The sequence below is a fragment of the Anaerovorax sp. IOR16 genome, assembly GCF_017168145.1.
Classification (GTDB): Bacteria; Bacillota; Clostridia; order Peptostreptococcales; family Anaerovoracaceae; genus IOR16.
Genome location: NZ_JADQTL010000009.1, coordinates 580353 through 601824 on the forward strand (window position 1 = coordinate 580353; position 21472 = coordinate 601824).

Consider the following 21472-nt stretch of genomic DNA (forward strand, 5'->3'; position numbering starts at 1 on the left):
AGGAAAAAACACAGTTGTACTTGATGACCTTGGGATGCCTTCAGTAATGGTTAGGATACCAAAATTCAACTTATCTGATGTGATTGACGGTGCTCCTAATACAACGCATCCAGCCTTTATCGTGGATGGTGTTGTTAAGGATGAAATCCTGATATCTAAGTATCAAAACATAGTTGTAAATGATAGAGCTTACTCACTTCCAATGAAAGACCCTAGAGTCTATGTGAACTTTGACCAAGCGGTGCAATACTGCAAAAACAAAGGGGCAGGCTGGCATCTTATGACGAATGCTGAATGGACTGCAATAGCCTTATGGTGCAAGAAAAACGGATACATGCCAAGGGGTAACAATTATTGTGGAGGTGAACACAGTGCACTACATGAGGTCGGAGTTCAAACTTACGATTGGTTACTAGACTATAACTGGAACAACAGAGCCAATGAATTTGATGGCACTAAATATCATCATACTGGTAGAGTTGCAACTGGTTCAGGTTCAGCAGCATGGGCTCATGATGGAACAAATGAAGGTATATTCGACTTGAACGGTAATGTCTGGGAGTGGACTGCTGGACTAAGACTTAAGAATGGTGAAATACAGATTGTAAAGGACAATGATGCTGCAATGGCAAACGCTGACTTTGGAGATACAAGCTCTTGGTGGAAAGCTGTCTTACAGGATGGTAATTTGGCAGCACCAGGCACAGCTTCAACTCTTAAAATTGACAATACAACTCCTGGTACTGCGGACAAAGATGGAAACAATGTAGGAGGAGACCCAATCATAAATACTGTAAGGGATAATCCTAACTACACTGGTGGAGATGTTAACGAATACTATAGATACAGCCATTGTAATTTTGAGACTTTAGCTGCTAAGAGCGGTGTAACAGTACCGACGTTGTTAAAAGCTTTAGGGATTGCTCCAGTAGATGCTTCGTGTGGAGGAGATGGCTTCTGGGTTCGTAACTACGGAGAAAGGCTTCCGTTTCGTGGTGGCGGCTGGGGCCACGGTTCTGCTGCTGGGGTTTTCGCCTTGAACTTGCACTACCTTCGTTCGTACTCGGGCAACAACTTTGGTTTCCGCTCCGCTTTTGTCAATCTGTAATCTGCTTTCTGTTAATCTGATAGGGAGAGCGATAGCTCTCCTTAACTTTTTGTATAAGTGAGGATGAAGTAATGAACGAACTAAAAATATATCAAAAAGTTTATGACATGATAGTTTATGGTAATAAATGCTTACTTCAATTTCCTAAGTCTGAAAGGTACGCTCTTGCAAATGAGATAAAGAAATCAATGTATTCTCTCTTGAAGCTGATTATTGCAGCAAATAAGAAATATTATAAAAAGACCACTCTTCAGGAGATGGATGTGGAGCTTGAAACATTGAGGACTTTCATAAGAATTGCAGCAGACCCAAAATTCAAGTATTTAGGATTAAAACAGTATGAAAATTGGAGCAAAATGTTGAGTGAAATCGGTCGCATGTTAGGCGGCTGGATGAAATCAGTAAATAGATAAATACAAGTTTTGGGGGATGAGCCTATTGAGCTTCCGATTCGTGGTGGCAACTGGAACAACGGTTCTGATGCTGGGGTTTTCGCCTTGAACTTGAACAACCTTCGTTCGAACTCGAGCAACAACATTGGTTTCCGCTCCGCTCTGCTCTCATTGTCAGATGTTGCAAGCTCAAGGGCTTGCATCCAGTACAGAGAGGACAAAGGGGCTCATTTCCCTGCTGACAAAGCAAAATATTAAATTGCTATGGAAGCACCAAGTAAGAAATGAAAAGTGCTACACATAGCCATATGACTAATTATTATGAGGAAGTGTGCTTTATGGCTAAAAAACTAAGAAATATATTTTCTGAAATAATAGACTTTGAAAATCTTTATATAGCAACAAATGAAGCAAAGAAAGGCAAACGATACAGACGTGATGTACTGGAGTTCAATACAAACCTTGAAGAGAATTTAATCACGATTCAAAATGAATTAATATATAAGACTTATGAGGTTGGTAGGTATAGAGAATTCTTTGTCTATGACCCTAAAAAGCGGTTAATAATGGCATTACCCTTTAAGGACAGAGTTGTCCAATGGGCTATATACAGGGTCTTATATCCGATATATGACAAGCAATTCATTTATGATAGTTATGGGTGCAGAGTTGGAAAAGGTACTCATAAGGCTGCTGATAGGCTTCAATATTGGTTAAGGCAAGTAAACAGGAAGCCACAGAAATACTATTATTTAAAACTGGATATATCAAAATATTTCTACAGGATTAATCATAAAATACTATTGGATATCCTGAAAAATAAGATTGAGGATGAAGACCTTATTTGGCTTTTAGATACGATTATAAACAGTGAAGATGTTCCTTTTGGACTTCCTGCTGGAATGGAGCCTGACCAATGCAGTGAAGAAGATAGGCTTTTTGATGTAGGGATACCGATAGGAAATTTAACCTCTCAGCTATTCGCTAACATATATCTCAATGAGCTTGACCAGTATGTTAAGCATAAGCTTGGAATACACTACTATGTAAGATACATGGATGATATAATAATACTGGCAGATGATAAAAAATACTTACATGAGATTAAAACCGATATTGAAGTATTCTTAAAAGAAGTTCTCGACCTAGACTTGAATAATAAGACCGCTATAAGACCCATATCGTGCGGTATTGAGTTTGTAGGCTTTAGAGTATGGGCTACACATAGAAAACTAAAGAAAAAGACCTTAAAGAAGATTAAGAGGAAGTTTAAAATGCTTCAGAAAGCTTATTCGGAAGGTTCTAAGGACTTTGAAGAGATAAACCAGTCCGTACAGTCATATCTTGGTATCATGCAGCATTTTGACAGTTATAACTTCAAGGCTAAGCTGTTGAATGATACTATATTCAGGAGGGACAACTAGGAACCAATAATCTCAAACTAAGTGGCAAAAAACTAAAAATCTCACGCTATGGCAGATATGAAAAGTTTGCCAAAAAGCGTGAGAAGATTTGCCAAAAAATTTTCGAAGCTACAGATATAATGCTCAAAAACAGTATGAATGCACGTAAAATATACGAAACAATAGATAATTCCAGTTTTAAATTATTTTATATGCCTCATGGGAGAATAATGATGCATAAATACGAAGTGGGATGTGTTAGCGAGGTAAAATTCTAAATATTATTTTAGAACTTGAAAATTATATCGCTTATTACAACTATAGACGGAATAAAATTAAATTAAAAGGACTAAGTCCTGTACAATACAGGATTCAGTCCCTAAGAGTTGCATAATTAAACTGTCTAACATTTGGGGTTCAGTACAGAGTCGGCGGTTATGATTTATAAAGTGGTGAAGCCACTTTTTTTTTATTTTAGACTTGTAATTATTGTAAAAAGTGATAAAATGGTAAAAAATGTAAAACTGTTTATGCAGAAAGGATTTGTATGTCTTTAGGAAAATGGGGGGAAGGGGTTGCAGCTTCATATTTTATTAAAAAAGGATATAAAATTTTGGAAAAAAATTATTCCTGTTGCTTTGGAGAATTGGATTTAATTGTCCAAAGTAAAAATGTAATATGTTTTGTTGAGGTAAAAACAAGGCGTAATCTTAAATTCGGAGAACCCTACGAGTCGATTACGAAGAAAAAGAAAAAACATATACATAAGACGATTCAATATTATTTAATGAAAAAAAACCTAGATAATTATGAATTCCGGATTGATGTAATAGAAATATTAGTTTTATATAGAAACGTTTATTTACGTCATACTATGAATGCGTTTTAGACAAAAGAGGGAAGGGGGAGGCGTATGTATTCAAGGATAAAAACTGCATCTCTTTATGGCTTGCAGGCAGATTTAATTTATGTTGAAACGGATCTATCTTTGGGAATGCCTGTATTAAACATCGTAGGACTTCCTGATTTATCTGTAAAAGAATCAAAAGATCGAATACGAGCTGCTATCTCAAATATTGGTTATACGTTTCCTAGTAAACGTATCATTATTAATTTATCTCCGGCAAATACAAAAAAGGAAGGCACCCATTTTGATCTTCCTATTGCCATTGGAGTATTGGCTGCATTGGGAGTTATAAAGAAGGAGATGCTGGATGAGTTTGCATTTTTGGGAGAACTTTCTTTAGACGGCAGCATTCATGCAATACAGGGAGCTTTACCTTTAGCCATTGGGCTACGTGCACAAGGTATAAGAAAAATCATACTTCCAAAAGAAAATGCAGAAGAAATATCTTTAGTGAAAGATATAACAATTTATCCGATTAATCACTTAAAGCAGGTGGTGCAATTTTTTTCGGATTTTTCATTTATTCATCCATATCAAAGAAATAAAAACAAGAAAAAGGATCAAAAAAATAATACTTTAAATTTTTCAGATGTAATTGGGCAAGAAGCAGCCAAACGTGTGCTTCAAATAGCAGCAGCTGCCTCACACAATCTTTTGATGGTTGGACCACCTGGTGTTGGAAAAACAATGCTTGCAGAAAGAATTTCAACAATATTACCACCTCTTAATAAGGAAGAACAATTAGAGGTTACAAAAATTCACAGTGTGGCAGGTACCTTGTCAAAGGATCATACCATCCTTCATGAAAGACCTTTCCGTGCTCCACATCATACAGTGACACCTGCAGCATTAATTGGTGGAGGAAATCGTCCAAAGCCGGGAGAAATTTCACTCGCACACCATGGGGTACTTTTTTTGGATGAATTCCCTGAGTTTCATAGGAAGATATTGGATTTGCTCCGGCAGCCTTTGGAGGAACAGGTGGTCCGAATTTCTAGAATTGGAGGCAATATTATCTTCCCTGCACAATTTATGTTGATAGCTGCAATGAATCCTTGCCCTTGTGGATATTTTGGAAGTGAAACACATACATGCAATTGTACACCACAACAAATTCGTAATTATCTTTCGAAGGTTTCTGGTCCGCTTCTGGATCGTATTGATATGCAAATTGAATTGTTTCCAGTAAAAAAAGAACTATATATGACAGAAAATTATCAATCAGAAAACTCGGAAAGTATGCAAAAAAAAGTTTTGCTTGTACGTAAAATTCAAGAAGAAAGATATCAGAAAGAGACGATTTATTATAACTCACAATTATCTCCCAATTTAATTAAGAGATATTGCAAATTTGATTCCGGTGCTAAAAGATTATTGACAGAAGCTTTACAGAAATTAAATCTCAGTGGAAGAAGTTACTATAAAATTATAAAAGTAGCACAAACCATAAGTGACTTTGAAGAAGCTTCTTTGATTAAAGAAATACATATGGCAGAAGCCATTCGTTATCATTGCACTGAAAAATATTATGGCTAATGATGAAAAATGAGGTAAGTAGAATTGAATGATTTAAATCCATTTGTCGCTTCCGTATATGAAATATGGTTTGACCGGTTGCAAGGCATTCGTCTCCCTGAAAAGATAAGGTTAATCAAGAAATATCAGGATTGCGCTGCCATTTACGCATGTGCAGACATAATTGGACTGAGTAAAAATCTGGATGAAGCAGAGGAACAGATTATTTACATGAAAAAACATAAAATTGGCTCAGTAAGTTATTTAAATGATAATTACCCTTTTTTTCTTCGTGAGATGAATAATCCACCATGTATGCTATATTATAAAGGTAAAGCAAATCTTTGGAATACACCGTGTGTTGCGATTGTAGGAGCAAGAAAAGTTTCAAGTTATGGAAAGATAGTTTCTTTACAGCTGGCAGAACGTATGGCAAAATGCAATGTAACTGTCGTTAGCGGGTTGGCTTATGGTGTGGATACGTTTGCACATAAGGGGGTATTGGAGAATGGGGGGAATACCATTGCGGTATTAGGATGTGGTGTTGATCTTTGTTACCCTTCATCAAATAAAACGTTGATGGAAGAAATAGAGAAAAAAGGATTAATTGTCTCAGAATTTCTTCCGGGTACGCCACCTAGACCATTTCGATTTCCTTTACGAAATCGTATTATTAGTGGTTTGTCCCAAGCTGTTATTGTGACAGAGGCTGGTTTATCAAGTGGTTCTTTGATTACTGCAGAATTTGCAGCAGAACAAGGAAGGGATATTTTTTCAGTTCCGGGAAATATTACTCAAAGAAACAGTATTGGTACAAATAAATTAATTCAAGATGGTGCAATTCCAGTTGTCACAGTTTTGGATGTTGAAAAAAATCTTGGTTTTACAGCAAAAAAGGAAGAATACATATGTGATCAATCCCTTGGCATGGAAGAGAAGCAGCTTTATGATGCAATATTGATAGAAGGCGAAACTACGATTGATTTTTTATGTAAAAAACTAAAAAGAACACCATCTTACATCAATGGATTAGTGACTATTTTAGAAATAAAAGGTGTAATTCAGACTTGTTTTGGAAAAATTTTTATTGCAAAGTAATGAAATTCGAAATATAATCAGTTTTTGTAACGAACAATCATTTCATATTATAATAATGTAGGAAAAAATTCTACATAAAAAAGACTGGATTGGGAGGAAACGAATGAGTAAATCCTTAGTCATAGTAGAGTCACCGTCAAAGGCGAAGACAATCGGTAAATTTCTTGGAAGCAAATATAAGGTTATTGCATCTGTAGGTCATGTTCGAGATTTACCAAAAAGTAAGCTGGGAATAAACATAGAAAATGGATTTGAACCTGAATATATTTCGATTCGAGGGAAAGGCGATGTTATCAAGGCATTAAAAAAAGAAGCCAAAGGAGCCGATAAAGTATATCTGGCGACTGACCCTGACCGAGAAGGGGAAGCCATTTCTTGGCACATTGCACATTTACTTGGTATCGATATCGAAAAGCCATGTCGAATTGTATTTAATGAAATTACAAAAGGAGCAATTCGAAATGCAGTAAAAAATCCTAGACCAATTGATCAGAGACTTGTTGATGCACAGCAAGCCAGACGCGTACTTGACCGACTTGTGGGATATAAAATCAGCCCACTTTTATGGCGTAAAGTTCGCAGAGGTCTCAGCGCGGGGCGTGTACAATCTGCTGCATTAAAAATAATTTGTGATCGGGAAAAAGCGATATTAGACTTTATTCCAAAAGAATATTGGATTATCAGCGCTCTCCTTGGAAAAGTAAAAAAGAGCGAAAGCAGTAAAAAGCAATTTACTGCAAAACTTGTTGAACAAAATGGGAAAAAGATTACAATAGAAAATGAGCAGCAAGCAAAACAGATTCTGTCGGAGATTGATAAGAGTCAGTTTGTTGTAAATAAATTAGAACGCAAAGAACGAATGAAACGTCCTATGCCTCCTTTTACAACAAGTAGTTTACAGCAGGAAGCATCCACTAAATTAGGATTCTATACAAAGAAAACAATGCTGATTGCGCAGCAGCTTTATGAAGGTGTAGAAGTAAAAGGTCAAGGAACCATTGGTTTGGTTACTTATATCAGAACCGATTCTGTACGTATTTCGAATGAAGCACAAGAAGCGGTTACTGCATTTATTACTGAACAATATTCTAAGGACTATCTAGGCAATCATGTATATTCGAATAAGAAGAAAGATGTTCAAGATGCGCATGAAGCCATCCGTCCAAGTATTGTATCTTTGACACCTGATAGCATTAAGGATTCCTTGTCAAAAGACCAATATAACCTTTACAAATTAATTTGGTCACGTTTTGTAGCCAGCCGTATGAAAGCAGCGGTATATGATGGAATATCTGCAGAGATAAAGAATCATTCTTATACCTTTAAGGCAAACGGATCAAAATTAAAATTTGATGGCTATTTAAAAATCTATAACAACAGCAGTGAAGAAGATGAAGAAAAGATGCTTCCTGATATGCAAGAGGGTGAGGTATTAAACCTTGTCGATTTATTAAGCGATCAAAATTTTACGCAGCCACCTTCTCGTTTTTCTGAAGCAGGACTTGTAAAGGATTTAGAGGAAAAAGACATTGGACGTCCAAGTACCTATGCACCGATTATAGCAACTCTTATTGAAAGAAAGTATGTAAACCGAGAAAAAAAAGTGCTGAAACCAACAGAACTTGGCTTTGTCGTTACTGATTTGATGGAGACCTATTTCAAAGAAATCGTAGATGCTGGTTTTACAGCAGGGATGGAAGATCAGTTGGATGATATTGAGATCAAAGATTTACATTGGAAGTCTGTCATTGAAGGTTTTTATGCAACACTGGCAGAAGAACTTGAAGTTGCGGATGCTGCGATTGAAAAAGTACAAATTGAAGATGAACTAACGGATGAGATGTGTGAGCTTTGCGGAAAGCCAATGGCAATCAAACATGGTCGATTTGGTGAATTTTTAGCTTGCAGTGGATATCCGGAGTGTAAAAATACAAAACCTCGTGTGAAAAAAATTGATGTCAATTGTCCAAAGTGTGGAAAAGATATTGTAGCAAGAAAAAGCAAAAATGGAAAACTATTTTATGGATGCAGCGGGTATCCGGAATGCAATCAGCTTTATTGGAATAAGCCGATTAATCAAAAATGCCCAAAATGTGGTGCTCTTATGACAGAAAAAAAGACAAAAACAACGAAACTTTTGTGTTCCAATACAGAATGTGGGTATAAAGAATAGAAAAAGGGAGGTCAATTATGGGAGAATTTCATGCTACAACCATTGTAGCTATAAGAAGAAATGAAAACGATATTTGTATCGGTGGTGATGGCCAGGTAACTATGGGTCAAACTGCTATTATGAAAAATAATGCAAAAAAGGTTCGTAAAATTTATAAAAATACTGTTTTAACTGGTTTTGCTGGTTCTGTATCCGATGCTTTTACTCTAACGGAAAAATTCGAGAAAAAATTGGAAGAGCATTCTGGTAATTTAAAAAGAGCAGCCGTCGCTTTGGCACAAATGTGGAGATCAGATCGTGCGATGCGAAATCTGGAAGCTTTAATGCTTGCTGCAGATAAAGAAAGTCTGCTTTTGATTTCCGGAAACGGAGAAGTGATAGAGCCGGATGAAAACTTTGTGGCAATTGGTTCAGGTGGCAATTTCGCATACGCTGCTGCGAATGCTTTATACAATCATACAGATATGACAGCGGAAGAAGTAGTAAGGGAAGCGTTACGCATTGCTTCTTCTATTTGTGTTTATACGAATGATCACATTTCCGTAGAAAAATTATAGGGTAAAGGAGAGAGTGAAAATGAGTCAATTATATAGCATGACCCCAAAGCAAATTGTACAAGAGTTAGATAAATACATTATTGGACAGGATCAGGCAAAGAAATCCGTAGCATTGGCATTACGTAACCGTTATCGTAGAAGCTTGCTTCCCGATGAGATGCGTGAAGAAGTTACGCCAAAAAATATTTTAATGATGGGGCCTACCGGTGTAGGAAAGACGGAAATCGCAAGAAGACTTTCTAAACTGATGGATGCACCTTTTGTTAAAGTGGAAGCAACAAAGTTTACAGAAGTAGGCTATGTTGGACGTGATGTGGATTCTATGGTAAGAGATTTAATGGAAGCTTCTATTAGAATTACAAAACAAAAACGTTTACAGGAAAAATATTCGATTGCGGATGAAATGGCAGAAGAGAAGATTATTGAAGCAATTATACCTGGAAAAAAGAAACCATCTTCAGCACCAGGAGGCGTTCGAGGACCGTTTGATTTCATCATGGGAGGATTTCAACAGACAACACCAAGTCAACCCAGTCTTTCTGTACAAGATAGCAAGGATCAGGAAATTGGTGATGTAGAGCTTGCGAGAGAGCAGGTGAGGCAGCAGCTTCGACAGGGGCTTTTAGAAGAACAATTCATTGAAATTGAAGTGACGGAATCTCAGAAGGGTATGAATCAATTAGATTTGGGCAATGAGGGTGCAAGTATCTCCATTGGCAATATCTTTGGTGATATGATGCCCAAAAAGAAAAAGAAAAAGAACGTTCGTGTAAAAGATGCAAGAAAAATATTAAGAGAGCAAGAAGCACAAAATTTAATTGATATGGATCAAGTAACATCGGAAGCTTTAGAAAATGCAGAGCAAAACGGGATTATTTTTATTGATGAAATTGATAAAATTGCTTCCGGTTCCGGTTATAAATCTGGAGCAGATGTTTCAAGAGAAGGTGTTCAGAGAGACATACTTCCTATCGTAGAAGGTAGTGTCGTAAATACAAAATACGGGCCTTTAAAAACAGATCATATTTTATTTATTGGTGCAGGTGCATTCCACATTGCAAAGCCAACGGATTTAATACCGGAATTGCAAGGTAGATTTCCAATTCGTGTGGAATTAGAGAATTTAACAAAAGAAGCATTTGTACAAATTTTAACGGTACCGGAAAATGCCCTTTTAAAGCAGCATAAAATGCTTCTAGAGACAGAGGGTATTAAAGTAAACTTTGCCGATGACGCAGTAGAAGAAATTGCTACAATTGCATATTTAACAAATGAACAGACAGAAAACATTGGTGCAAGAAGACTTCATACCATAATGGAAAAATTATTGGAGGATATTTCATTCAATATTCCAGATATGGAAGAGGAGGAAGTTGTGATTGATGCTAAATATGTAAAGGAAAAATTTGCCGATCGAATTCATGAAGATGATATTGATCGTTATATTTTATAAAGTAAAGTGAATAAAAGATAGAATTTTTCGAATAATATAAAAAAACGTTTTACTTTATAAAAATTTCCCGTTATAATGTTTTCAACCCTATAAAAAAATAAGGATAAAAGTAAGTAAAAGACCCAAGAAAAAACGTACTAGAATGGAGGATAAATATGGGAAAAACTTTGTTGGAAAAAATAAGAAAATTAAATTGGATGTTACAGGAAAGTGTAGAGGGTGCATTTTCATTTAATGAATTGTGTGAGATATTAAGTGATCTTTTAGATGGAAATGTATACGTTGCCAGTCGTAAAGGAAAGGTAATCGGTGTACACTATAAGGATCGTATTGATAGTTCTACGATTAAGGATGCGATTACAGGTAGTGAAACATTTCCGATTGAATACAATGAAGCCTTACTCGCAATACATGAAACACAGTGTAATTTAAAAGATGAGGAAGTTTTAGAAATCTTTAAATATGACTATGATACAGCAGATAAGCTTCATACAATCATTCCTATTTTTGGTGGTAAGCAAAGACAGGGCACTTTAATCGTAGCGAGATATGAGCCTGAATTTGGTGATGAAGATATCATTCTGGGAGAATATGGTGCAACGGTTGTTGGTCTGGAAATTCAAAGAAGAAAAGCCATTGAAGCAGAGGAAGAAGAAAGAAAGAGAAATGTGGTTCGTATGGCCATTGGTACTTTATCTTATTCTGAAGCAGAAGCAGTTCGACAAATTTTTAAGGAGCTACAGGGTAATGAAGGGCTTTTGGTTGCAAGTAAGATTGCCGACCGTTCCGGTATCACTCGCTCTGTAATTGTTAATGCATTGCGAAAATTAGAGAGTGCTGGTGTTATCGAATCCAGATCTTTGGGTATGAAGGGAACACACATTAAAATTATTAATAGTAAGTTTAAAGAAGAACTTGCTGCTATGGACAATTAATCGAGAGAAATAGTGACAAAAAACCCCTAATCTGCATATTCTGATATGTGATTGGGGGTTTTTTTATGAACGACCATAGAAGGAAAAAGCAAAATAAGCAGGGTGGCACAAGAGGATTTTTGTGTTTGATTCTGTTTTTTTTGTTCTTTATATATAGTACATTTTTCTTTTTAAGAGTTGTAAAACCAGCCATTACATCTGTTTCGGAGATGAGAGTAAAAGCCATTGTGACTCAGACAATCAATCAAGCGATAAGGGAAAAATTTATTGAAGATATCAATGCAGGGCAATTGCTTGAAATAAAATTTGATAAAGATGGAAAAATAACTTTGGTGCAAGCAGATACTGTAGCTATGAATCGCTTGGCCACAGACATGACGGTTCGTATTCAGAAAAAATTAATGACTTTAAGCAATACAAAGATTCAGTTGCCGATTGGGAGTTTGATGGGAAGCCAAATTCTCTCTCAAACGGGGCCTAAATTCAATTTGTCGATTCTTCCTATGGCTACGACTGAAGTGAACTTTAAAACGGAATTTGAAAGCACTGGCATCAATCAGACACGTCATAGGGTTTATTTAGAAGTAAACAGCAGCGCGAAAGTACTTGTACCATTTTCCAGCAATAAGATGAAATTAAAAAATACAGTTTTGGTTGCGGAAACCATTATTGTAGGAGATGTACCGCAGAGTTACATATTTGTACCGGAAAAGAGTATCCTAGATGCTGTCAATTAGTTTTCTTTGCATTTTAAGATTGCTATGATATACTACACTTGTAATTTAGGAGGAAGCATGATTCGATTTAACGAAAAAAATGAAATAATTCAAGAAGAAGCGTATAGAGGAATATTGGTAGGGGTTCAATTGAATCGAGATATTTCCTATTACATGAAAGAACTTTGGGGACTTTCTGAAGCGGCTGGTATTGAAGTCATCGGGGAAATGGTACAGAATTTAGAAAGGCCGAATACCGCAACCTACATTGGAAAAGGTAAAGTGGAAGAATTAATTGAAATGTGCGAAAATATGCAGGCGGATGTTGTTGTGTTTAACGATGAACTTTCTGGAGTGCAGCTTCGTAACTTAGAAGAACAGCTCGGAGTTCGCGTTATTGATCGCACAATTTTGATTTTAGATATATTTGCGGCTAGGGCAACTTCTAGAGAAGGAAAGCTTCAAGTTGAGCTAGCACAGCTTCAATATCGTCTGCCTCGTTTAACCGGATTTGGTAAGTCTCTATCTCGTCTAGGCGGCGGAATCGGCACAAGGGGACCTGGAGAAAAGAAATTAGAAACAGATCGTCGTCACATTAATAAACGTATGGATGACGTTAAGCGTGAAATTCAGGAAGTAAAAAACAATCGAAATACCCAACGTGCAAAGCGCGAGCGTTCAAACATTCCTGTGGTGGCCTTAGTAGGATATACCAATTCAGGAAAGTCTGCTTTGATGAACCGTTTACTTTCGCAAAGTGAAAAAGAGGACAAGACTGTTTTTGAAAAAAATATGCTTTTTGCAACTCTAGATACTTCACAGCGCAGTATAAAATTGGATTCTAATTTGGAGTTTATACTGATTGATACGGTTGGATTTGTAAGTAAATTACCTCATACTTTAGTCAATGCGTTTAAGGCAACATTGGAAGAGGTTAATTATGCTGATTTGTTGCTGCATATAGTGGATAGCAGCTATGAAGCCAGTGATTTTCACGTTGATGTAACCAACCATGTCTTAAAAGAAATCGGTGCAGGAAATAAAGATAAACTTCTAGTATATAATAAGATTGATTTAATTGAAGAACGCTCGAAGTTACCACTTGTTGGAGAACAGGTAGTCTATATTTCAGCAAAAACTGGAGAAGGATTCGAAGAATTAATTCAACAGATAAAGCTTCGGATTTTTTCGGATAGACAACTTGTAAAGTTACAAATCCCTTATGACAGAGGGGATATTTCTTCATATTTATGTCAAAAAAATAAGCCGATAAAAATGGAATATCGAGAAAATGGCACTTATTTTGAAGTGGAATTGTCTTTTGAAGATCAAAATCGTCTACGCGATTACTATATGGAATAGGAGACGTTATGATTCGATATAAAACAATAATGGAAGAAGCAACCGCAGAACAAATCATTGAAAAATCGAGATTTATTGCACATGTTAAACCGGTAGAATCCAGAGAAGAAGCCGAAGCTTTTTTTGCACAAATCAGAGCAAAACACCGAAATGCAACGCATAATGTACCTGCTTTTGTCATTGGTGAAAAATTGGAATTACAATGGGCAAGTGATGATGGGGAGCCGCAGGGCACTTCAGGAGCACCTATGGTACAAATGCTTGTAAAGGAAAACATAACTAATGTGGCAGTCATTGTAACACGATATTTTGGCGGAATAAAATTGGGGACAGGCGGGTTGGTGCGTGCTTATACAAGCAGTGCGAAGCTTGGCTTAGAAGCAGCTGGAATTTGTGATGTACAAGAACAAACATTGTTAAAGGTTAGAGTTGATTATACTTATTATGATAAACTACAAAATTTATCTGCATCAGAAGGCTTTTTTCTTCAGGATGCAATTTATACAGATACAGTCACTGTAAGTTTAGGTATCGAACCTTCCTATACCGACGAGATAAAAAAGCTGTTGTCGAATTTGACTGGCGGAAGTGGTCAAGTATTGGAAGAAACGTTGCAATTAGTAAAGGTTCGCCCGTAAAAAGACACCAGCTATAGTGGTTAAAAACAGATAGAAAGACTAAATGTGCGAAAAAATCCTAAAAAATAGAAATTATACGTTGACAAGGGTAGGTGCTTGTGCTAAGATAAATATCGGCTCACAAAGAAGCAATAAATTTTCCAAGGTAGCTCAATGGTGGAGCACTCGGCTGTTAACCGATAGGCTGTGGGTTCGAGCCCCACCCTTGGAGCCAATTTTGAAAAGTTGACGAAGGGACTTCGAAAAACAAACTTTTTAAAAAAAGAAAAAAGTACTTGACTTCGATGAACAAGCTGTGTATAATAAGTAAATGTGTCAGATAGTTAAAAATGAGAATTGCCGGGGGCGCTTAGCTCAGCTGGGAGAGCATCTGCCTTACAAGCAGAGGGTCATAGGTTCGAGCCCTATAGCGCCCACCAAATTGGCCTGGTAGTTCAGTTGGTTAGAATGCCAGCCTGTCACGCTGGAGGTCGTCGGTTCGAGCCCGATCCAGGTCGCCATTTTTAACTACACATATGCTGGCGTGGCTCAACGGTAGAGCAGCTGATTTGTAATCAGCAGGTTGGGAGTTCGATTCTCTTCGCCAGCTCCATTTAAATAAATACATTTTGGAGGGATTCCCGAGAGGCCAAAGGGGGCGGACTGTAAATCCGTTAGCTGAGCTTTCGATGGTTCGAATCCATCTCCCTCCACCAAGTATGCGGAAGTGGCTCAGGGGTAGAGCATCGCCTTGCCAAGGCGAGGGTCGCGAGTTCGAATCTCGTCTTCCGCTCCAACTATGCGGATGTAGTTCAATGGTAGAACTTCAGCCTTCCAAGCTGATAGTGTGAGTTCGATTCTCATCATCCGCTCCAATTTCGCGTAAGAAATTCTTACGTGGGCTCATAGCTCAGCTGGATAGAGCAACGGCCTTCTAAGCCGTGTGTCTGGGGTTCGAATCCCTATGGGCTCACCAATTTTTTCTAGAGAATGGGGTATAGCCAAGCCGGTAAGGCAACGGACTTTGACTCCGTCATTCGTAGGTTCGAGTCCTGCTACCCCAGCCATATGACCCATTAGCTCAGTTGGCAGAGCACTTGACTTTTAATCAAGGTGTCCCGCGTTCGAATCGCGGATGGGTCACCAATTTAAAAAAGGACGCAGAACTCAGTTTGGAGAGGTGTCCGAGCGGTTTAAGGAGCTGGTCTTGAAAACCAGTGACTCCGAAAGGGGCCGTGGGTTCGAATCCCACCCTCTCCGCCAGATAAGCTCATTTGATTTCCAGTGAATGATGGAGAAGTACTCAAGTAGGCTGAAGAGGACGGTTTGCTAAACCGTTAGACCGGGCAACTGGTGCATGGGTTCGAATCCCATCTTCTCCGCCACATTTTAAGTGTGTAGGATTATAGGGGCATAGCTCAGTTGGTAGAGCAGTGGTCTCCAAAACCACGTGCCGTGGGTTCAAGTCCTACTGCCCCTGCCAAATAACTAAATAATACATATCGGGGTGTAGCGCAGCTTGGTAGCGCAACTGGTTTGGGACCAGTGGGCCGCGGGTTCAAATCCTGCCACCCCGACCATTAAAAAACAGGTGAGGGCCATTAGCTCAGTTGGTCAGAGCATCCGGCTCATAACCGGCAGGTCCGGGGTTCAAGTCCCTGATGGCCCACCATTCAATATTCGTAATATACGCCCAGATAGCTCAGTAGGTAGAGCAGGGGACTGAAAATCCCCGTGTCCTTGGTTCAATTCCGAGTCTGGGCACCATTAATCTTTTGAAAGTAGTCACTTGCCGACATTGCGTCCGAGGGGCTATTTTTTTTAGAAGAAAAGAGGAATGCAGATGGCACAGCTTTATTATCGTTACAGCACGATGAATGCAGGAAAATCCATAGAGTTGATTAAAGTCGCGTATAATTATGAAGAACGGGGGAAACGAGTACTTGTATTAACTTCCGGTGTCGATGATCGTTATGAAGTTGGAACTGTGGCTTCTCGAATAGGAATTACGCGGGATGCTGTTATAGTAAATGATGATACGAATATTTTAAAGCTTTTTATGGAGGCGGATGGACAGCATAAAATCGATTGTGTTTTAATTGATGAATGTCAATTTCTAAAGAAACATCATGTTCAGGAATTGGTTGAAATTGTAGACAGTTTTGATACTCCTGTATTGGCTTATGGCTTAAAAAACGATTTTAAAAATGAACTTTTTGAAGGTTCCTATTATATGCTTGTATACGCTGATAAAATTGAAGAAATAAAGACTATTTGCTGGTGTGGACGAAAGGCAACGATGGTAGCCCGTATCGTTGATGGGAAATTTGTTAAGACGGGGGATCAAATTGTCATTGGAGGCAATGATATGTATGTTTCTCTATGCAGAAAGCATTATAACGATGGTCGATTAAAGGACGATTGAAAAAAGATGATAGCAAAATAGTATTTGAATAATTATGAGGGAGTCGATAAGATATCGACTCTCTTTTTATTCCCTACAATATTTTCCTTGAAACGATTCTCTTCGTTTGAATTCTTTTTGTACACCGTTTAAAATGGAACGTTTATTAATGCTCCAAAGGGGGGCAATTAAATCATTTGCAGGTGCGTCGCCTGTAATGCGGTGAATCGTAATATCCTGCGGGAGCTGTTCCAAAGCATCCACAACTAAATTAATGTATTCATTTTTTTCTAAGGTTTTGAATTCTAAAGGATAAAGGTCGGCAAGTCTTGTATTTTTTATTACATGTAAGAGATGCAGCTTTACTCCAAATGGATGTAATTTTCCAACATAGCTGACAGAATCAAGCATATCTTTTTTTGTTTCCCATGGCAGCCCTAGAATTAAGTGGACTACTGTTTTTATGTTTCGCTTCTTTAATTGCCTCATTGCTTCTTCGAAGTCGGTAAGCGAGTAACCGCAATTCAAACGATTTCTTGTATTATCATGCATCGTTTGAAGACCTAACTCAATCCAAAGGTAACTCTTCTTATTTAATTCATCCAACAAGTCTAAAATTTCATTTGATAGGCAATCGGGTCTTGTAGCAATGGACAACCCTATTACATTTGGATAAGCGAGTGCCTCTTCATAAAACTTACGAAGTATATTAACGGGTGCATAGGTATTGGTATGACTCTGAAAGTAAGCAATGTATTTTCCACTTGGCCATTTTGAAGACAAAAGTTGAATTTGCTCGGGAATGGTGCTTGCGAAATGACCGGATCCGTCATCAGAACAAAAAATACAACCTCCGATACCTTTTGAACCATCTCTGTTTGGACAAATAAAACCTGCATCTAAGCTTAATTTAATGATGCGGCAGCCAAATTCTTTTTTTAAATAAGTAGCTATAGTATTAAAATGATTGCTACCAAATATATTTTCCAAAATAAACACCTCGATTTTTTAAACAGATACGCAGTTTTTTATTACAAAATTTGCGCCTAGAATGACTCTATGATATAATAACTTGTTATAATAGTGCTATTTATTAGTGTATCCTATTCACTTTTAATTTGGAAGAGTGATATAAAAAAAAAGAAAAGAGAATCCATATGAAAAGAGAAAAACTATTGTTACATAGCTGTTGTGGTCCTTGCAGTACAGCTGTTATTGAACAATTAATGGAGGAATATGACATTACCGTTTTCTTTTATAATCCAAATATAACGGACTTATCAGAATATGAAAAACGAAAAAAAGCGCAATTACTTTTTTTGAATCAATACAATGAACAATTAACCGAAGAAAAAAAAGTTTGTTTTATAGAAGGAGATTATGAGCCGGATGCTTTTTATCAGATTACACGAGGCTTGGAAAGTGAGCCGGAGGGTGGAATACGTTGCACGCAGTGCTTTCGTTTAAGACTGGAAAAAAGTGCGCAGATGGCTCAAATATTAGAGATTGAGAATTTTACAACAACCTTATCGGTTAGTCCTCATAAAAATTATAAATTAATTTGCCAGCTGGGCAATGAATTTGCAGAAAAATATGGATGTAAATTTTTAATGAGAGACTTTAAGAAAAAAGCTGGATTTCAACGATCCGTTGCTCTTTCTAAGGAATATGGTCTTTACCGTCAAAATTATTGTGGTTGTGAATTTTCGAAGTGGGAATAGTACTATTGAATCAGGAAAAGCTATAAAAAATAAGGAAGAACAAAGCGAAGGAGTGTAAAGATGAGTGAAAAGCTAATGATACCAGAACATTATGATCCAATCATCGGTTTAATGGAAAGTCAGATTGCAATAAAGAAAATTAAGGACTTTTTTCAACAAGAGTTGGCTTGCGGATTAAATTTACAGCGTGTAACTGCACCACTTTTTGTAGTTCCTGAGAGTGGTTTGAATGATAATCTTAATGGAGTAGAACGTACGGTATCTTTCACATTAAAGGATATGAATGAAAAAAACGTTGAAATCGTGCAATCTTTAGCAAAGTGGAAGCGTATGGCTTTGGGCAAGTATGACATCGAACCTGGAAAAGGTTTATATACCGACATGAATGCTATTCGCCGTGATGAAGAATTTGACAATCTACATTCCGTATATGTTGATCAGTGGGATTGGGAAAAGGCTATTAATAAGGAAGATCGTAACGAAGAATACTTAAAAAAGACAGTAACTACCTTATATAATGCGTTAAAGAATCTTGGAGACTATGTAAATCGTGAATATCCGATGATTCGTACGCAATTACCAAATGAGATTTTCTTTATTACTACACAGGAATTGGAAGATCGATATCCGGATAAAACACCGAAAGAAAGAGAAAATGCGATTGCAGAAGAAAAACGTGCTGTCTTTATTATGAAAATCGGCGGCGCATTAAAATCGGGCGAAAAACACGATGGTAGAGCGCCGGATTATGATGACTGGGAATTAAATGGAGATATTATTCTTTGGAATGATATTTTGGGTATCGCGTTTGAAATTTCATCTATGGGTATTCGTGTAGATGAAAATGCAATGGAAAAACAATTAAAGTTGGCAAATGCTACAGATAGAAAAGAATTGGATTTTCATAAAGCGATTTTAAATAAAGAATTACCATACAGTATTGGTGGAGGTATCGGTCAGTCTCGACTTTGCATGTATTTTTTAAGAAGAGCTCACATTGGAGAAGTACAAGTATCCGTTTGGCCTGAGGCAATGATTGAAGAATGTAAGAACAATCATATCTTCTTGCTGTAGGAGAGGAAGAAAGAGTTTTCATGAAGTATGTAAATGTAGCCATAGATAATAATACCGATCACACTGATGTACTTTATACCTATGGAACCGAATTGGAAGACATTCGAGTCGGGGATAAGGTGCGGGTTCCCTTTGCAATGGGAAACCGTATGAAGGATGGCTATGTATTTCAGGTAATGGATGAACTGCCTGAGACAATAAAAGGATTAAAACTGGTGGCATCGAGGGTTGAAGAAATTTCTCTTAGCGAGGAAGCAATCAGTACCTGCAGTTGGATGCGGAAACGCTATCTATGTCGTTATATTGATGCCATCAAATGTTTTACTCCGGCTGGAAGCTCTTCAAAAAGAGGAAAGAAAAGAAATCCCTTTTCGGATATGATTCGACAGCCGAGTGAACCAAAACAGTTAACATTAGAGCAGGATAAAGCTTTGAATGAAATCATACAGCCCATGAATCAAAATAAACATGAAGTGTTTCTAATTCACGGCGTTACGAGCAGTGGAAAAACTGAAATTTATATGCAATCCATTGAAGCTTGCTTAAAAAAAGGGAAAACAGCCATCATGTTAGTACCGGAAATATCGCTTACTATACAAACCATTGAGCGATTTATCAACCGTTTTGGAACCGAGCGAGTAGCGGTATTACATAGCAAATTGTCAATGGGAGAACGCTATGATGAATGGATGCGTGTGAAGAATGGAGAAGTAAAAATTGTTATTGGAGCACGCTCCGGAGTCTTTGCTCCATTAGAAAACATCGGAATTATTATTTTAGATGAAGAACATGAAAGTACCTATAAATCGGATATGTCACCTAAATATGATACCTTTGAGGTAGCAGTAAAACGAGCGATGATAAATCAAAGTATCGTTTTACTTGGAAGTGCTACACCATCCATACAGTCCTATTATCGAGCAAAAACAGGGCAATTTAATTTAATTCGTTTAACAAAACGTTATAATGAGATGCCTTTACCATCCGTGGAAATTGTAGATATGAGAGAAGAATTAAAGGGTGGGAATAAAAGTATATTCAGCATTGCTCTTTATCAAGGTATTAAAAAATGCTTAGAAAAAAAACAGCAAGTTATCTTGTTTTTAAATCGGAGAGGATATTCTACCTTTATCTCATGCCGTAATTGCGGTTATGTTATGAAGTGTCCGGATTGTGGCATTTCAATGACTTATCATAAGGAAGACAATGAAGCTAGCTGTCATTTTTGTGGAAAAAAAAGCCCAGTTCCTAAAATTTGCCCAGACTGTACAAGTAAGTATATCAAATACTTTGGAATGGGAACAGAAAAAGTGGAAGAAGTAACGGCTACGTTATTTGAAGAAGCTAACATTGCCCGATTGGATTTGGATACGGTAAAGAAAAAAGGCAGCATTGAACGAGTATTAAAAAGCTTTCATAAGGGGAAAATTGATATTTTAATTGGTACGCAACTAGTGGCAAAGGGATTGGATTTTGCTAATGTCGGTCTTGTAGGAATCATTTCTGCCGATGTATCATTAAATATACCAGATTACCGTTCTTCGGAGCGAACGTTTCAGCTGATAACACAGGCAGCAGGAAGAACAGGAAGAGGAAATTTTCCGGGGACTGTAATTATACAGTCTTATACACCTCAGCATTATGCAATTGAGGCCGCTTCACACCATGATTATGAAGATTTTTATCAACAAGAATTAATTCTGAGAAAGCAAACTGGCTATCCGCCTTTTTGTAACTTTTTCCAATTGGTGATTTCTTCAAAAGATGAACAAGAAGCAAAACTAATGGCTGAAGAAGTAGGAAAATTTTTAAGAGCAAAGTCGGGTAGGAAAGAAGCAGTATCTATTTTAGGACCTCAGCCCGCACCGATAAACCGAGTAAATGAGCGCTATCGTTATCAAATATTGATTAAGGCAAAGCTTGGAACTCGAAAACAATATGCAAAAGAAATCGCAGAATTAAAACAAATTTTTTTCGTAAAGAAAAAATCGAGCTGTTTGCTTTCTGTCGATATTAATCCATATAGTTTCCTATAGT

At 37.3% G+C, this 21472-nt stretch carries 18 protein-coding genes, 16 tRNA genes and 1 pseudogene; 34 read left to right on the plus strand and 1 reads right to left on the minus strand.

Annotated elements, in window-relative coordinates:
* Window positions 1-46: 46 nt before the first annotated feature.
* The 31 genes and pseudogenes from I2490_RS06390 (at window position 47) to I2490_RS06540 (ending at window position 16661) form a co-directional block, all read left to right on the plus strand.
* Complete coding sequence (locus I2490_RS06390) at window positions 47-1108, plus strand: SUMF1/EgtB/PvdO family nonheme iron enzyme (RefSeq protein WP_330634587.1); 1062 nt, start codon at window positions 47-49, stop codon at window positions 1106-1108.
* 71 nt (window positions 1109-1179) lie between these two features.
* Complete coding sequence (gene avd / locus I2490_RS06395) at window positions 1180-1521, plus strand: diversity-generating retroelement protein Avd (RefSeq protein WP_206458397.1); 342 nt, start codon at window positions 1180-1182, stop codon at window positions 1519-1521.
* Between the two features lie 317 nt (window positions 1522-1838).
* Window positions 1839-2924: a reverse transcriptase/maturase family protein gene (locus I2490_RS06400; RefSeq protein WP_206458930.1), complete on the plus strand. Its 1086-nt coding sequence runs from the start codon at window positions 1839-1841 to the stop codon at window positions 2922-2924.
* 271 nt (window positions 2925-3195) lie between these two features.
* Window positions 3196-3297 (plus strand): annotated as a pseudogene (locus I2490_RS06405) (IS3 family transposase); the annotation flags it as partial.
* A 153-nt stretch (window positions 3298-3450) separates the two neighbouring features.
* A complete protein-coding gene (locus I2490_RS17145; RefSeq protein ID WP_206458931.1) occupies window positions 3451-3792 on the plus strand; it encodes a YraN family protein in 342 nt (113 codons plus the stop codon).
* A 24-nt stretch (window positions 3793-3816) separates the two neighbouring features.
* On the plus strand, window positions 3817-5346 hold the full coding sequence (locus I2490_RS06415) for a YifB family Mg chelatase-like AAA ATPase (protein WP_206458932.1): 1530 nt from the start codon (window positions 3817-3819) through the stop codon (window positions 5344-5346).
* Between the two features lie 24 nt (window positions 5347-5370).
* The gene (dprA, locus tag I2490_RS06420; protein WP_206458933.1) at window positions 5371-6423 is read left to right on the plus strand and encodes a DNA-processing protein DprA; all 1053 of its coding nucleotides are present in this window, start codon (window positions 5371-5373) and stop codon (window positions 6421-6423) included.
* Window positions 6424-6526: 103 nt separating this feature from the next.
* Window positions 6527-8596, plus strand: a complete 2070-nt coding sequence (gene topA / locus I2490_RS06425; RefSeq protein ID WP_206458934.1) for a type I DNA topoisomerase — start codon at window positions 6527-6529, stop codon at window positions 8594-8596.
* Window positions 8597-8613: 17 nt separating this feature from the next.
* A complete protein-coding gene (hslV, locus tag I2490_RS06430) occupies window positions 8614-9153 on the plus strand; it encodes an ATP-dependent protease subunit HslV (protein WP_206458935.1) in 540 nt (179 codons plus the stop codon).
* Window positions 9154-9172: 19 nt separating this feature from the next.
* A complete protein-coding gene (gene hslU / locus I2490_RS06435) occupies window positions 9173-10606 on the plus strand; it encodes an ATP-dependent protease ATPase subunit HslU (RefSeq protein WP_206458936.1) in 1434 nt (477 codons plus the stop codon).
* A 155-nt stretch (window positions 10607-10761) separates the two neighbouring features.
* Window positions 10762-11541, plus strand: a complete 780-nt coding sequence (gene codY, locus I2490_RS06440) for a GTP-sensing pleiotropic transcriptional regulator CodY (protein ID WP_206458937.1) — start codon at window positions 10762-10764, stop codon at window positions 11539-11541.
* Between the two features lie 65 nt (window positions 11542-11606).
* On the plus strand, window positions 11607-12278 hold the full coding sequence (gene yunB / locus I2490_RS06445; RefSeq protein ID WP_206458938.1) for a sporulation protein YunB: 672 nt from the start codon (window positions 11607-11609) through the stop codon (window positions 12276-12278).
* 57 nt (window positions 12279-12335) lie between these two features.
* Entirely contained in the window at window positions 12336-13619 is a 1284-nt protein-coding gene (hflX, locus tag I2490_RS06450) for a GTPase HflX (RefSeq protein WP_209010588.1), read from the plus strand.
* 8 nt (window positions 13620-13627) lie between these two features.
* Window positions 13628-14257, plus strand: coding sequence for a YigZ family protein (locus tag I2490_RS06455; RefSeq protein ID WP_206458939.1), 630 nt, complete (start codon window positions 13628-13630; stop codon window positions 14255-14257).
* 139 nt (window positions 14258-14396) lie between these two features.
* A tRNA-Asn gene (locus I2490_RS06460) sits at window positions 14397-14471 on the plus strand.
* Between the two features lie 129 nt (window positions 14472-14600).
* A tRNA-Val gene (locus I2490_RS06465) sits at window positions 14601-14676 on the plus strand.
* 4 nt (window positions 14677-14680) lie between these two features.
* A tRNA-Asp gene (locus I2490_RS06470) sits at window positions 14681-14757 on the plus strand.
* A 17-nt stretch (window positions 14758-14774) separates the two neighbouring features.
* Window positions 14775-14849 (plus strand) — tRNA-Thr (locus I2490_RS06475).
* Between the two features lie 18 nt (window positions 14850-14867).
* A tRNA-Tyr gene (locus I2490_RS06480) sits at window positions 14868-14952 on the plus strand.
* 5 nt (window positions 14953-14957) lie between these two features.
* Window positions 14958-15032 (plus strand) — tRNA-Gly (locus I2490_RS06485).
* Between the two features lie 5 nt (window positions 15033-15037).
* Window positions 15038-15111 (plus strand) — tRNA-Gly (locus I2490_RS06490).
* Between the two features lie 24 nt (window positions 15112-15135).
* Window positions 15136-15212: transfer RNA gene (locus I2490_RS06495), tRNA-Arg, on the plus strand.
* A 15-nt stretch (window positions 15213-15227) separates the two neighbouring features.
* Window positions 15228-15303 (plus strand) — tRNA-Gln (locus I2490_RS06500).
* 3 nt (window positions 15304-15306) lie between these two features.
* Window positions 15307-15382, plus strand: a tRNA-Lys gene (locus I2490_RS06505).
* 28 nt (window positions 15383-15410) lie between these two features.
* Window positions 15411-15499 (plus strand) — tRNA-Ser (locus I2490_RS06510).
* 30 nt (window positions 15500-15529) lie between these two features.
* A tRNA-Ser gene (locus tag I2490_RS06515) sits at window positions 15530-15621 on the plus strand.
* Window positions 15622-15643: 22 nt separating this feature from the next.
* Window positions 15644-15719 (plus strand) — tRNA-Trp (locus tag I2490_RS06520).
* Window positions 15720-15739: 20 nt separating this feature from the next.
* Window positions 15740-15816, plus strand: a tRNA-Pro gene (locus I2490_RS06525).
* Between the two features lie 15 nt (window positions 15817-15831).
* A tRNA-Ile gene (locus tag I2490_RS06530) sits at window positions 15832-15908 on the plus strand.
* Window positions 15909-15927: 19 nt separating this feature from the next.
* Window positions 15928-16003, plus strand: a tRNA-Phe gene (locus I2490_RS06535).
* Between the two features lie 76 nt (window positions 16004-16079).
* Window positions 16080-16661 carry a thymidine kinase gene (locus tag I2490_RS06540; RefSeq protein WP_206458940.1) on the plus strand — a complete coding sequence of 194 codons (582 nt, stop codon included), beginning with the start codon at window positions 16080-16082 and terminating at the stop codon, window positions 16659-16661.
* Window positions 16662-16727: 66 nt separating this feature from the next.
* Here I2490_RS06540 and I2490_RS06545 read toward each other — a convergent pair whose 3' ends face one another.
* A complete protein-coding gene (locus I2490_RS06545; RefSeq protein ID WP_206458941.1) occupies window positions 16728-17630 on the minus strand; it encodes a TIGR01212 family radical SAM protein in 903 nt (300 codons plus the stop codon).
* A 167-nt stretch (window positions 17631-17797) separates the two neighbouring features.
* Here I2490_RS06545 and I2490_RS06550 point away from each other — a divergent pair, with 167 nt between their 5' ends.
* Genes I2490_RS06550 through priA form a run of 3 tightly spaced genes read left to right on the plus strand, consistent with a single transcriptional unit; the run spans window position 17798 to window position 21471 of the window.
* On the plus strand, window positions 17798-18361 hold the full coding sequence (locus I2490_RS06550; protein WP_206458942.1) for an epoxyqueuosine reductase QueH: 564 nt from the start codon (window positions 17798-17800) through the stop codon (window positions 18359-18361).
* Window positions 18362-18421: 60 nt separating this feature from the next.
* Window positions 18422-19435, plus strand: a complete 1014-nt coding sequence (gene asnA / locus I2490_RS06555) for an aspartate--ammonia ligase (RefSeq protein ID WP_206458943.1) — start codon at window positions 18422-18424, stop codon at window positions 19433-19435.
* A gap of 20 nt (window positions 19436-19455) precedes the next feature.
* Complete coding sequence (priA, locus tag I2490_RS06560) at window positions 19456-21471, plus strand: replication restart helicase PriA (protein ID WP_206458944.1); 2016 nt, start codon at window positions 19456-19458, stop codon at window positions 21469-21471.
* The last annotated feature ends 1 nt before the right edge of the window (window position 21472 follow it).